General features: G+C 63.3%; 14 protein-coding genes. 6 read left to right on the top strand and 8 right to left on the bottom strand.

Annotated elements, in window-relative coordinates; all coding sequences use genetic code 11:
* The first annotated feature begins 107 nt into the window (after positions 1-107).
* The 5 genes from bcp (at position 108) to FAA86_RS14560 (ending at position 5,017) form a co-directional block, all read left to right on the top strand.
* Positions 108-575, top strand: a complete 468-nt coding sequence (bcp, locus tag FAA86_RS14580; protein ID WP_136541700.1) for a thioredoxin-dependent thiol peroxidase — start codon at positions 108-110, stop codon at positions 573-575.
* Position 576: 1 nt separating this feature from the next.
* Positions 577-1,422 carry a ferritin-like domain-containing protein gene (locus FAA86_RS14575; RefSeq protein WP_167494988.1) on the top strand — a complete coding sequence of 282 codons (846 nt, stop codon included), beginning with the start codon at positions 577-579 and terminating at the stop codon, positions 1,420-1,422.
* Between the two features lie 133 nt (positions 1,423-1,555).
* On the top strand, positions 1,556-2,866 hold the full coding sequence (locus FAA86_RS14570) for a M23 family metallopeptidase (protein ID WP_377343312.1): 1,311 nt from the start codon (positions 1,556-1,558) through the stop codon (positions 2,864-2,866).
* 225 nt (positions 2,867-3,091) lie between these two features.
* Positions 3,092-4,606 carry a DEAD/DEAH box helicase gene (locus FAA86_RS14565; RefSeq protein WP_113459600.1) on the top strand — a complete coding sequence of 505 codons (1,515 nt, stop codon included), beginning with the start codon at positions 3,092-3,094 and terminating at the stop codon, positions 4,604-4,606.
* Positions 4,607-4,609: 3 nt separating this feature from the next.
* Entirely contained in the window at positions 4,610-5,017 is a 408-nt protein-coding gene (locus FAA86_RS14560) for an NUDIX domain-containing protein (protein ID WP_136541696.1), read from the top strand.
* On the opposite strand, the gene FAA86_RS14555 is transcribed toward FAA86_RS14560, so the two are convergent.
* From FAA86_RS14555 to FAA86_RS14525, 7 genes are read right to left on the bottom strand one after another with little or no spacing between them, the layout of a single operon-like run.
* A complete protein-coding gene (locus FAA86_RS14555; protein WP_136541694.1) occupies positions 5,005-5,346 on the bottom strand; it encodes a TfoX/Sxy family protein in 342 nt (113 codons plus the stop codon). The two genes, FAA86_RS14560 and FAA86_RS14555, sit on opposite strands and share 13 nt — an antisense overlap.
* Positions 5,347-5,348: 2 nt before the next feature.
* Positions 5,349-6,992, bottom strand: coding sequence for an NTP transferase domain-containing protein (locus tag FAA86_RS14550; protein WP_136541692.1), 1,644 nt, complete (start codon positions 6,990-6,992; stop codon positions 5,349-5,351).
* On the bottom strand, positions 6,989-7,705 hold the full coding sequence (locus tag FAA86_RS14545; protein ID WP_136541690.1) for an XdhC family protein: 717 nt from the start codon (positions 7,703-7,705) through the stop codon (positions 6,989-6,991). Before FAA86_RS14545 ends, FAA86_RS14550 begins: the two co-directional genes overlap by 4 nt.
* On the bottom strand, positions 7,705-8,034 hold the full coding sequence (locus FAA86_RS14540) for an XdhC family protein (protein ID WP_136541688.1): 330 nt from the start codon (positions 8,032-8,034) through the stop codon (positions 7,705-7,707). Before FAA86_RS14540 ends, FAA86_RS14545 begins: the two co-directional genes overlap by 1 nt.
* A complete protein-coding gene (locus FAA86_RS14535; protein WP_136541686.1) occupies positions 8,031-9,305 on the bottom strand; it encodes a vWA domain-containing protein in 1,275 nt (424 codons plus the stop codon). The genes FAA86_RS14540 and FAA86_RS14535 overlap by 4 nt, the downstream gene beginning before the upstream one ends.
* A gap of 1 nt (position 9,306) precedes the next feature.
* On the bottom strand, positions 9,307-10,239 hold the full coding sequence (locus FAA86_RS14530; RefSeq protein ID WP_136541684.1) for an AAA family ATPase: 933 nt from the start codon (positions 10,237-10,239) through the stop codon (positions 9,307-9,309).
* A gap of 25 nt (positions 10,240-10,264) precedes the next feature.
* The gene (locus FAA86_RS14525) at positions 10,265-10,750 is read right to left on the bottom strand and encodes a flavin reductase (protein WP_136541818.1); all 486 of its coding nucleotides are present in this window, start codon (positions 10,748-10,750) and stop codon (positions 10,265-10,267) included.
* 165 nt (positions 10,751-10,915) lie between these two features.
* Here FAA86_RS14525 and FAA86_RS14520 point away from each other — a divergent pair, with 165 nt between their 5' ends.
* Positions 10,916-12,010: a branched-chain amino acid ABC transporter substrate-binding protein gene (locus FAA86_RS14520; protein WP_136541682.1), complete on the top strand. Its 1,095-nt coding sequence runs from the start codon at positions 10,916-10,918 to the stop codon at positions 12,008-12,010.
* A gap of 16 nt (positions 12,011-12,026) precedes the next feature.
* Here the strand turns inward: FAA86_RS14520 and FAA86_RS14515 are convergent, their stop codons facing one another.
* Positions 12,027-12,791 (bottom strand): SDR family NAD(P)-dependent oxidoreductase, encoded by a 765-nt coding sequence (locus tag FAA86_RS14515; protein ID WP_136541680.1) that lies wholly within the window; start codon positions 12,789-12,791, stop codon positions 12,027-12,029.
* Between the last annotated feature and the right edge of the window lie 67 nt (positions 12,792-12,858).

Here is a 12,858-nt window from a genome sequence, read left to right as displayed (position 1 = left end):
TCCGTCGATCGATGCCGCTAACAAGTCGCTCTGGACGACTGCGGAGCGGACTATATATCGATGACGCCCACAATCACCCACAAAACGGGCAAAAGAAAGGTTATCCCATGACGGATTTGACTGCAGGGGACATGGCCCCCGATTTCTCCCTGCCCCGCAACGGCGGAGGCACGATTTCCCTTTCCGATTTCGCCGGAAAACCGGTGGTTCTCTACTTCTATCCGAAGGACGACACGAGCGGCTGCACGACAGAAGCCATCGATTTCTCGGGCCTCGCCGGCGAGTTCGAGAAGCTCGGCGCGACCGTCATCGGGGTGTCGCCCGATTCGGTGAAGAGCCACGATAAGTTCGCCGCCAAGCATAACCTCTCCGTCGTGCTCGCGGCCGACGAGGAACACAAGGCGCTCGAAGCCTATGGCGTCTGGAAGGAAAAGAGCATGTACGGCAAGACCTACATGGGCGTTGAGCGCTCGACCTTCCTGATCGACAAAGCGGGCAAGGTTGCCGAAGTCTGGCGCAAGGTGAAGGTTCCCGGCCATGCCGAGGCCGTGTTGAAGGCAGCGCAGGCCCTCTGACATGCCTGAGACGATGCAGCCCGAGACGGCTTTTCATTCCCTTCGCGGCGCTGCCACTCTTGCGATCCTGAGCGCCGACCTCGACGAGAAGACGGCGCTCGCTCAAGCCGCGGCACTCCGGTGGCAGGAGCGACGGCTTTCGCTGCGCTCGCCGCTCGACCCGCCTTTGCCTGACAGACCGGGACGGCCGGCAAAACCGGAACTGGTGCCGCCCAAGGCGGTCGAAAAGCGGTCTCTGCACACCCTGCCCGGCCGCATCGCGCTTCTTCATGCGCTCGCGCATATCGAGCTCAACGCAGTCGACCTCGCCCTCGACATCGTCGCCCGCTTTGCCACGGAGCCAGTGCCTCACTCCTTCTTCGACGGGTGGATGAAGGTGGCCTACGAGGAGGCCAAGCATTTCCGGCTGGTGCGCGACCGGTTGCGGATGCTCGACGCCGATTACGGCGACATGCCGGCCCATGATGGTCTCTGGCAGGCCGCGCATTCGACGAAGAACGATCTGACGGCTCGGCTGGCCGTTGTCCCGTTGATCCTCGAAGCCCGCGGGCTCGACGTGACACCTTCGCTTCAGGAGAAGATGCGCGAAACCGGCGACATCAAGAGCGCGGATGTCCTGAAGGTCATCTATGAGGACGAGAAAGGCCATGTGGCGGTCGGCGCCAAATGGTTCCGTTTCCTCTGCGCCCGCGAAAAACGGGATCCGGCGCGTGCCTTCCAGGATCTGGTGCGGGCCAACTTCCGCGGTCAGTTGAAGGCGCCCTTCAACGACGTTGCCCGTGCCGAGGCAGGACTGACACCATCATTTTACCGGTCGCTATCCTCGAAGAACAACTCGTCGTTTTGACACGCAATTCCAAGCGCCTAACGCTTCATTAACCCTAATTATGCGTAACTTCCTGCGGCGGGAGCGGACAGGCGACTCGCTGCCATCGGGCACGCGCACATCAACGCTCAGCCCGGAATAAATGGGGGTGAGCGTGGCGACGAGTTCGAACGGCCAGGTCTTCGGCAAACGCAAGGAACAGCACATCGTCATCCTGGCGAGCGGCGACCGCATCCGCCACATGACGATCCGTCCCTGGATGGTGACGCTGACCGTCTGTTTTCTCGGCACCATGGCCATCGGCTATCTGGGTGCCACCACCTATCTCGTCCTGCGTGACAATCTGATCGGCGCCACCATGGCTCGACAGGCACGCATGCAGCATGAATATGAAGACCGGATCGCGGCCCTGCGCGCTCAGGTCGATCGTGTCACCTCCCGCCAACTGCTCGACCAGCAGGTGGTCGAGGACAAGGTTGAAAAGCTGCTCGAACAGCAGATGGCTCTGACCTCGCGCCATGGCCGCATTGGCGCTCTGCTGCAGGGTGCAGACACGACAGGCTCCCTTCCGAGCGACGGACCGGTCCCGGCCGACAAGCCCATGATCGACAGCAACGACCAGGCCGCCTTGCCGAATAGCACGCAGGCCTTCGCGGCCTTGCTGAGCGAGCCGAAGATGGCTCCGGGATCGGACGCTTCTCGCAAACCCGTGCTGGCCCTCGGCTATGTCCCGATGACCGGCGAAAATGTTGCCGATCGCGCCGACAGGCTGTTTTCCCACATGACGCTGTCGCTGAAGGAGATCGAGGCCGAACAGCTGCAGCGGATCGAGGAACTGGCAAGCGGCGCCTCGCAGACGGCCGATGAAATCGCAGCGATCCTCAAGCGCCAGGGCGTACCTGTCGACGAACAGGCCTCCCTGCCCGTGGCCGACGCCGTGGGCGGTCCATATCTCGCACCGCAATCCGACCGGGACTTCAATGCCTCGCTGAACGCGCTCGATGCCGCCCTGACGCGGCTGGAAACGGTTCGCGACACCGCCAAGCGGCTCCCCTTCGCCAATCCGGCTCCCGGCCGCGACATCACCAGCCGATTCGGCAACCGCCCAGACCCATTCTTTGGTGGCCTCGCCATGCATGCCGGCATCGATTTTCGCGCGCCGACGGGTACGGAAATCCGCTCGACCGGCTCCGGCAAGGTCGTCACCGCCGGCTTTTCCGGCGGCTATGGCAACATGGTGGAGATCGACCACGGCTTTGGGCTATCGACACGCTACGGCCACATGTCCCGCATTCTGGTAAGTGAAGGCGACACGGTCGAACCGGGTCAGATCCTCGGCCTGTCCGGATCGACGGGCCGCTCGACGGGACCGCATCTGCACTACGAAGTTCGCCGCAACGGAGCACCCGTGGACCCGATGCGTTTCCTGAATGCCGGAATGAAGCTGACGCCGCTGATCAATTGACGAACAGCGCGATTCGCCTAGCAAATATCAAAGGCCGAGCGCCGGCTCACAGACAGTCTGGACGGTGCAACCCAATTAATCGTGATCATTAAGCCTTTGTAGGGGTAAATCCGGCGGTTTCCTTGACTTTCCGGCAGTTTCCTTCTATTCGCCGCAACCATTGGAGCCCGATACGCCGGGCTATAGAGCGATGTTCGCGAGAACAGGAACGGAAACTACTTCCCTTTGACCACTTTTGCTGACCTTGGCCTGAGCCAAAAAGTCCTTTCTGCCGTCACCGATGCCGGCTACACCATTCCAACACCGATCCAGGCAGGCGCAATTCCGCCGGCCCTGCAGCGGCGGGATATTCTCGGCATCGCGCAGACTGGCACCGGCAAGACCGCATCTTTCGTTCTCCCGATGTTGACGCTGCTCGAAAAGGGCCGCGCCCGCGCCCGCATGCCGCGCACGCTGATTCTCGAGCCGACCCGCGAACTCGCGGCCCAGGTTGCCGAGAACTTCGAGAAATACGGCAAGAATCACAAGCTCAACGTGGCCCTGCTGATCGGCGGCGTTTCCTTCGAAGAGCAGGACCGCAAGCTGGAGCGTGGCGCCGACGTTCTCATCTGCACGCCCGGCCGCCTGCTCGACCATTGCGAGCGCGGCAAGCTTCTGATGACGGGGGTCGAGATCTTCGTCATCGACGAAGCCGACCGCATGCTCGACATGGGCTTCATTCCGGACATCGAGCGCATCGCCAAGATGATCCCGTTTACCCGCCAGACCTTGTTCTTCTCGGCGACTATGCCGCCGGAAATCCAGAAGCTGGCCGACCAGTTCCTGCAGAACCCCGAGCGCATCGAAGTCGCGCCTCCGTCCTCGACGGCAAAGACCGTGACCCAGCGTCTCGTCGCCTGTCACAACAAGGATTACGAGAAGCGCGCCACCCTGCGCGACCTGATCCGCGCCCAGGATGATCTCAAGAACGCGATCATCTTCTGCAATCGCAAGAAGGATGTCGCCGACCTCTTCCGTTCGCTCGATCGTCACGGTTTTTCCGTCGGCGCCCTGCATGGCGACATGGACCAGCGTTCGCGCACGACCATGCTGGCGAACTTCAAATCGAACGCGATCACGCTGCTGGTCGCCTCTGACGTTGCAGCCCGTGGCCTCGACATCCCCGATGTCAGCCATGTCTTCAACTTCGACGTTCCGATCCACGCCGAAGACTATGTCCACCGCATCGGGCGCACCGGCCGTGCCGGACGCTCCGGTGCCGCCTTCACTCTGGTGACGCGCAGCGACACCAAGTTCCTCGACGCCATCGAAAAGCTGATCGACCAGAAGATCGAATGGCTCGATGGCGACCTCTCCGGCCTTCCGGCTCCGGCAGAGAGCCATGACGAAAGCCGTGGAAAACGCGGTCGCGACAAGGGTCGCGAGCGGCGCGGCGGTCATAAATCCGATACGCGCAGCGAGTATGTGAAGCCGACCGAGGCTCGCAACGAACCAGTCAAACCGGCAGAGGAACAACAGGTGATGGAAGCGGTCAAAGTGGAACCGGTGGCGAATGAGCGCAAGGCCGACAAGCGTCGCGACCAGAACCCGCGCAACAACCGCAACAATCCCTATCCGGCCAATGACGACAACCGCGATCGCCGCCGCAATCGCCATCACGACCACGACGATGGCCCGACGCCCGTTGGCTTCGGCGATGACATCCCGGCCTTCATGCTGATCGTTGCCGCCAAGGCCTGATTTGTGGGTCAGCCCGGTCTCGATTTCCCCGGTCTCGGGGTTGGTCTTGCCATCCTACGGGATGGCAAACTGCTTTTGTGCAGGCGCATGAAGGCCCCCGAAGCCGGCTACTGGAACATCGTCGGTGGCAAGGTCGATCACATGGAGCCGGCAGAACTTGCCGCGCGCCGCGAGGCCGAGGAAGAAACGGGCCTGACGATCAGCGCGATCCGCTATGTCGGGATGACCGAGCAGCTGATCGAGGCCGACCGCCAGCACTGGATTTCGCTGCTGTATGTCTCAGACGACACGACGGGCGAGCCGCAGCTGACCGAGCCTGACAAGCTGTCGGAGATCGATTGGTTTGATCTCGACGCCTTGCCGCAACCGCTGTCAGTCTTCACCCAGGCCGTGCTGCCCTACTTGCGCTGAGCCGCCTCCCGCTCCGTCACCCGGATCGCCGCATCGAGCGCAATCCGCGCCCATTTCGCCATGATGTCAGGGTCATCAAGCGCCTCGTCGGGAATGGTCCAATAAGGCATGGCGACGGGTTTGCCTCCCTTGCCCTCATAGCGCCAGCGTGTGGCTCCAGCCCCTTCGAGCAAGGGCGCACTCTCCTCGTCGCCCTTCAGCATCAACTCGCCCCGCAGTTCGAGCGCGAAGATGATGCCGCGTGCATAAATGCCTTTGCCCCCGAACATCCGGCGGATCGTTACGGGCCCGACCGCCTCGAACATTTCCTCAATCGCCGCATTGTCCATGGTTAGCCCTTCAAGATCCCGCCGGCGGACAGAATAGCCTCAGGCGTATCGACATCAAGACGCGCGGCGGGTCCGATTTCGACATCGATCACGGCAAGCCCGGCGCTTTCGATGACGGGCCGCGCGCCGATGTCTCCTTCCAGCGCCTTCAGAGCCTCGAAGGTAGCGGCTGGCAGGATCACGGGATTGCCGCGCTGGCCATCGGAGACGGCGCGCACGACTGCCTTGCCACCGGACTTTGCGTAGGCGCTGGCCAAAGCCGCGATATCGGCAGCAGAAACATTCGGCATATCGGCGAGCAGCACCATCATGCCAGGCAGCCCTTTGTCTTCTGTAGCGGCAAGCCCGGTTTTCAGCGATGAGGCCATGCCGGAGGCATAGTCGGGATTGTCCACGAGTTTGATCGGAAGGCCGGCCAGCGCATCCGCAATCTCGGCGTTCCGATGGCCGGTGACGACGGTCACGGGCCCCACCTTCGCCTCCAGAGCCTGACGCACCGAACGCCGAACGAGCGGTTCGCCTTCGAATTCAGCAAGGAGCTTGTGGTGACCGCCCTCGCCCATACGACTTGCCCGACCGGCGGCAAGCACGACGAGACCGAGAGCCGCGGGATCCGAGTCGGCAGTGGCCGTCAGTCGCGGCAGCGGGCGGCTCGGGATCTCCATCAGCAAACCACCGACACCCCAACCGGTCATTTCGGCCCGATCCGGCGGATGGCCGGCAAGGATGCGGTTCAGCACCCAGTCGAAGCCGTTTTCCTTTGGTGAGCGGGCACAGCCAGGCGCGCCGATGACCTCGACATCACCGACACGGCCGAGCACGAGCAGATTGCCGGGATCGACGGGCAGACCGACATGGTCGACCACGCCGCCGGCGAGGCGGATGGCGGCGGGAATGACGTCATCGGCATCGGCAACGGCGGACGCGCCGAAGACGATAACGAGGGCTGGCTGACCCTTCTCTGCCTTTGGCTTGGAAAGGGCGGCCGAAATGGCCTCGGCCACCGCCTCAGCCCGGTGCGGTACACGATTTTCCGACACGATCCGGCTCTGCGAGGACGCGAGACGCGCCTCGAGCACGCGTGCGGTCTTGTCCATGACCGAGGGTTTCAGCGAGGGCAGCTGGGTGGCGATGAGATGCACCTGACGAGACTGATAGCCTGCAACCTGGAAGGCAGTGCCTTCGCGAAGGATCGCGGCGGCGGCTTCGACGCTCGAACCGGCGACCGCAAGCGGGATGATCTTGATCGTCGCCACCAGATCGCCCGTCCGGACATCGCGGCGGTCGGCAAGACAGGCGAGCGTGATGGCTGGGTCGACACTGTTGAAGCGATCGACCAGCCCCTTCTCCGCGAGGAAGAGGCCGTTCTCGGTCGCATAGAAATTCACGCGCCCCGTCGAGGCCGGGCTGCGAGTGATGCCTTTGACGTCGATCGCTGCGGACAGGCGTTCGGCAGCCTCGTCCTCGGTGAGATCACCCGGCTCGAGCCGACAGGCGATCACGCTGGCGATGCCTTCGTCCAGCAACCGCGCGATATCTTCAGCCTCTAGCCGCCGGCCTTTCGGCAGCTTGCCTGAGACGAGTGGCTGGGAATGGGCGAGGATCGCCCCCTCCGCCTCTCCGGTCGGCACGGGACCGAACTTCAAGACACGGCCTCGGCCGGATCGCCGGCATGGGCGAGGTCCCGGCGGCGCAGCGCACCGATGATCTCCGCCAGGATCGCGACCGCAATTTCCGCCGGCGTGGCAGCCCCGATATCGAGGCCGATCGGCGCCCGGATGCGGTCTATCATGGCCTGGTTAAAGCCGAGCGACGCGAGACGGTCGACGCGCTTCGCATGGGTTTTGCGGGACCCCAGCGCGCCGACATACAAACAGCCCGCTTTAAGGGCTGCAGTCAGGCCGGGATCGTCGATCTTCGGGTCATGGGTGACGGCGACCATCGCGCTGTAGCGGTCGAGCGGCTGGGTGGCGAAGACCTCATCGGGCCAGTCCGCGCGGAGATCAACGCCGGCAAAGCGTTCCGGCGTGGCAAAGGCCGTGCGCGGATCGATGATGGTGACAGCGAAACCTGCAAGGGTCGCCATCGGCGCCAGCGCCTGGCTGATGTGAACCGCTCCGATCACGACGATCCGCGGCGGCGGAAGATGAACGTTGAAAAAGAGGCTCTTCCCGTCGATTTCGACAGTGCCCGACTTGCCGGAGAGAAGCCGTGCGCGGATCTCGCCACTCAACGGATGCGACGCGACCTGATCTTCTGTCACGAGCTCTGACGAGCCGGCATCGAGGTCGCTTACCAAGACGGCGCCACGACGCTCGCGTTTGGCGGCATTCAGCGCGACAAGCGTTGCGACATCCATCAGCCGAGCCTCTCCACATGGACGCGGATGCGGCCGCCGCAGGAGAGGCCCACCCGCCAGGCCGTCTCATCCGCGACACCGAATTCGAGCATCTTGGATTGGCCGCTGTCGATGACGTCGAGCGCTTCGGTGATCACGGCACCTTCGACGCAGCCACCGGAAACCGAGCCCTCGAAATTGCCCTCGCCGTCGATGACGAGGTGACTGCCGACTGGGCGCGGTGCCGAACCCCAGGTTTCGATGACGGTCGCAATGGCGACAGTTCGGCCTTCGCCATGCCAGCTTTCTGCGATCGCAAGAGGATCGCGTGCGGTGGTCTCCATGGTCATGTCAGGCTCCTTTCAGAACCGAGGTAACGCCTGGGATCGCAATCCCGATCCGGTGCGCCGGACAAAGATTGCACCAGATCCGACAGGGCTTCCAGATTGTGCACGGACCTCAGTTCGTCAACATGCGGCAGCATGGCCCGCACGCCGCGCGCCCGTGCCTCGAAACCGGCAAAGCGCAAAAGCGGATTGAGCCAGACCAGCCGCCGGCAGGAGCGGTGCAGGCGGTCTGTCTCGCGGCTCAGCACATCCACTTCGTCGCGCTCCAGCCCGTCGGTGATCAGCAGCACCACGGCACCCTGCCCCAGCACACGCCGGCCCCAGTGACGGTTGAAGAGCCTCAGCGTCTCGCCGATGCGGGTGCCGCCCGACCAGTCGGCCACCGCATCGGTGCACTGGGCGATCGCCTCATCGGGATCGCGATGGCGAAGCTGGCGCGTGACATTGGTGAGCCGCGTGCCGAAGAGGAAGGTATGGACGCGACGGCGCCGTTCGGTCAGCACATGGAGGAAATGCAGGAAGATGCGCGTATACTGGCTCATCGAGCCGGAGATATCGGCAAGGATCACAAGCGGTGGCGGCTGTTGCCGACGCTCGCGAAACTTCGGCAGCATCAGGTCGCCGCCGGTGCGCAGCGACTGGCGCATGCTGGCGCGCGGATCAATGAGGCGGCCCTTGGTTGATGACCGGTAGCGGCGCGTCTGCACGAGATCGAGCGGCATGGCGAGGCGCTCGATGGCGTTGCGTGCCTCTTTCAGTTCTGAGGCCGTCATCTGACCGAAATCGAGCCGGCGAAACACTTCCTGGCCGGAGACCGTGAGCCGGGCATCCACCTCGACATCCGGCTCCTCGCGCGGCTTCGGCTCGCTTTTCCGGTCGGCAAACAGCGCATCACTGACGCGTGCGCCACCCGCCTTCGGCTTCTGGCGCTCTCCGATCGCGGCAACCGGTGACATCAGCGCAATCATCTTGGCGACGAGATCACGCGAGCGCCAGAAGATCGAGAAAGCCTCATCAAAGACAGGCTGGTCTTCATGCCGCTTGACAAAGATGGCCGACAGCGCGGCGTGGAACTCAATACGCGAGCCGATCCCGATCGCGTCGACAGCCTCGATGGCATCGATGACGGCACCGGGCCCGGGCTTGAGACCGGCCTTCCGCAGCACCCGGGCAAAGTGGACGATATTGTCGGCGAGCCGGCCATCCCCCTGCACCGGTGGCGGCACGACGATGCCGTCGTGTCCGCTGCTGGGATTAGGCCCGAAGCTCTCCATCTCAGCCGGCCTTTGCGAGCAGCTCTGCCTTCACCTCGGACAAGAGCTTCTCGCCTTCACTGCCCTGGATGCGGGCAATGTCCTCCTGGTATTTCAGGAGCGTGCCGAGTGTGTCCGCGATTGTCTCGGGATCGAGCGCCAGCCGGTCGAGCTCGGTCAACGCCGTCGCCCAGTCGATGCTTTCGGCAATGCCCGGATTCTTGAAGAGGTCGATGGTCCTGAGCTTCTGCACATAGGTGACGATCTGTCGGGAAAGCTGCTCGTTGCAACCCTTCACCTTGCGGCGGATGATCGCGAGCTCGTCGGCCGCGGCCGGATAATCCACCCAATGGTAGAGGCAGCGGCGCTTCAGCGCGTCATGGACCTCGCGCGTCCGGTTGGAGGTGACGATCACGATCGGCGGCTCGGCGGCCTTGACCGTGCCGAATTCCGGGATCGTCACCTGGAAATCCGAGAGCACTTCCAACAGGAAGGCTTCGAAGGCTTCGTCGGTGCGGTCGAGTTCATCGATCAGGAAGACCGGCGCGCGGCCAGGTTCGCCTTCGAGCGCCTGCAGCACAGGACGCCGGATGAGGTAGCGTTCGGAGAAGATGTCACCTTCGAGCCGGGATCGATCGGACACGCCGGAGGCTTCCGCCATGCGGATCTCCAGCATCTGCGCCGGATAATTCCACTCATAGACAGCGGAGGCGACATCGAGCCCTTCATAGCACTGCAGGCGGATGAGAGGACGATCGAGCGCCTTGGCCAGCACCTTGGCGACTTCCGTCTTGCCGACGCCCGCCTCACCCTCGAGGAACAGTGGCCGCTTCATCTTTAGCGCCAGGAACAGAACGGTGCCAAGTGGCCTGCCGGCCAGATAATCCTCAGCCGCAAGCAGATCGATGATGCCATCGATCGTCTCCGGCAGCGCCTTTCCCGAGGTCTCTGCCATGTCTCCTCCCTGGTTCGAGGAGAGCTTATAGCGTGTGAAAGCCCCGGTCCAGATAGATGAGCGATGGCTCACGCTCTCCGAAATGCACGGCCCGAACTTCGCCGAACAGCACCGTATGGGTGTTCGTCACCTTCCGGTCCGTCACGACGCAATCGAAGGCAACGACAGCGCTTGCAAGGACTGGCGAACCCGTTTCCATCACCTGCCATTCGGCCAGTGCAAACCGATCCTCCGCAGAGAGTTTGCCGAAGCCGGCAAAGGCATTGGCCAGTTCCTGATGGTGAGCACCGAGCGTGTTCAAGGCGAAGTGCCCGCTCTCGAACAGGACGGCATTGCTGGGATTGCTGTTGTTGAGGCAGGCGAGCACCATGGGCGGGCTGTCGGAGACCGAACAGGCGGCGGTGATCGTCACGCCGCGCCTGACACCCTCATGCTCCGTCGTCACGATCTGCACATGCCCCGCATAACGGCTCATAGCCTCGCGATAGACGACCGGATCCACACCTTGCATGCTCAAATTCACGTCTCCCCTCGGCGACCTTTCCCCGTCGCCATCGCAATATGGGCCGGAGGCCTTACCTTTTCCACAACGGCATCACGATTTCGTTCCGAGAGGTCACCATCGACCGGAAAGCCAGCATTTCCAATCGCCTGCGCTTTCGGCTAGGATCGCAGCATGACCAAAGCGCGACCGATCATCTCCTGGCTTGCACTTCCTCTGCTGTTCGGCGTGACGGCAGGACCGCTGATGGCAGACGAGCTGAAGCTTGCGGTCGTGGCGCCGAAGACAGGTCCCTTTGCGGTACTCGGCGATCAGGTGCGCCAGGGGGCTGCGCTCGCCGCCGGCAAGCTGTCCATTAGCCTCGTGGAGATCGACGAGAACTGCAACGAAGGCAGCGGACAAGCCATCGCCGAATCGATCACGGCAGCGGAGGCCAAGGCCGCAATCGGCTTCCTTTGCAGCGAAAGCCTGACGGGGGCTCTGCCGGACCTCGCCAAAGCCGATATTCCCGCCTTCACGCTCTCGGTGCGCTGGAAAGGCCTGATGGAGGATGCGCTGAAAGCCGGCTGGCCGCTGTTCCGCCTCGCGCCCAATGGCGATCAGGAAGCCGCAAAGCTCTCAGAGATCATTCTGCGGGACTGGGCGGGCGAACCGGTCGCCCTTCTGGAGGACGGCACGATTCGTGGCCGCGAACTGACCGAGGCGATCCGCATCAGTCTGGAAGAGCGTGGCCTGAAACCGGCCTTCATCGACACCTTCCGCCCCGGACAGGAGCAGCAGCTGGCCCTTGTCCGCCGGCTAAAGACGGCAGGCGTCACCCATGCCTTCGTCGGCGGCGACAGGAACGACGTCGCAATCATCGCTCGTGACGCCAAGCAGGAGAAGATGGCGCTCACCTTGCTGGGCGGCGAAGCCATGCGAGCGGCCGATGATCCGGTGCCGCTCGAAGATGGCGTGCTTGCCGTTGGGCTGATCGAGAAGCCATCGGAACCCGCTGCAACACTGCTGGCGACAGAACTCCAAGCGGCAAAGCTCGAACCGGAAGGCTATCTGATGCCGGCCCATGCCGCCGTCACGATCCTCGCGGATGCCTGGGGCATTTCATCGGCCGTGGGCACGCCTGTGACCGATGCGCTGATCGGCACGACCTTCGAGACGGCGCTCGGCCCGCTCACCTTCGGCGAAGATCATGAGCTGAGCGAGAATCCCTATCGCCTTCTGCAATGGCAGGGGGATGCTTTTATGCCCGTGGCCGAGCCCACGCAATGACGAGCCTTGCGAAGGATCAGTCGCGATAGGGCCAGAAGGCCTGGCTGAAGACGCCACCATCGACCCAGATCGTCTGCCCGGTCACGAAAGCCGATTGCGGCCCGGCGAGGAAGAGGATCGGCCCGGCGATATCCTCGGGCGTGCCGACGCGACGCAGCGGCGTCACATCACCCCAGGTCTTGGCATAATCGGGCGCTTCCGCTTGGGTTCGTGCCGTCTCGATTGCACCGGGCGCGATGCAATTGACCCTGATCTGATGCGGTCCAAGCTCGACAGCGGAAACCTTGGTCAACTGCTCGATACCCCCCTTGGAGGCGGTGTAGTCGACGAGTTTCGGAAAGGCGTGTTTGTTGCAGCCGGAGCCGAGATTGATGATCGAACCTCCCTTGCCCGCCTCGACCATCCGCCGCGCCACGCGCTGCGTGTTGAGGAACGTGCCCTTGAGATTGGTGCTGATGACGGCATCCCAACGCTCCTCGGAAAGCTCGAGCATCGAGGCCCAGGTCTGGATGCCGGCATTATTCACCAGGACATCCGGCACCTCGCCGGCCCATGCGATCACCTCGTCCAGAAACACCTCGATGGCTGCGCTGTTGGCAACTTCGCATTCGCGGCCGATCGCGCGCCCGCCAAGGGCCGCCGCCTCTTCCTCGACCTCCGATGTCGCATCATGCTGCCCAAGATGGGTGAAGGCGACGTCATAGCCTTCTCGCACGAAGGCCGAGACCAGATGCCGGCCGATGCCGGAACTGCCGCCGGTGATGATCGCGAACTTGGCCATGTCGTCCTCCCAGACTGCTTTTCATTGGCCGAGGGATGAAGCGAGCAAGCGTCATCGTCAAGGGTGC

Origin of the sequence: Rhizobium rosettiformans W3, assembly GCF_004912135.1 — a bacterium.
GTDB lineage: Bacteria > Pseudomonadota > Alphaproteobacteria > Rhizobiales > Rhizobiaceae > Allorhizobium > Allorhizobium rosettiformans.
The sequence above is the reverse complement of the archived record's forward strand: the minus strand, read 5'-3'. Positions and strand labels throughout refer to the sequence as shown.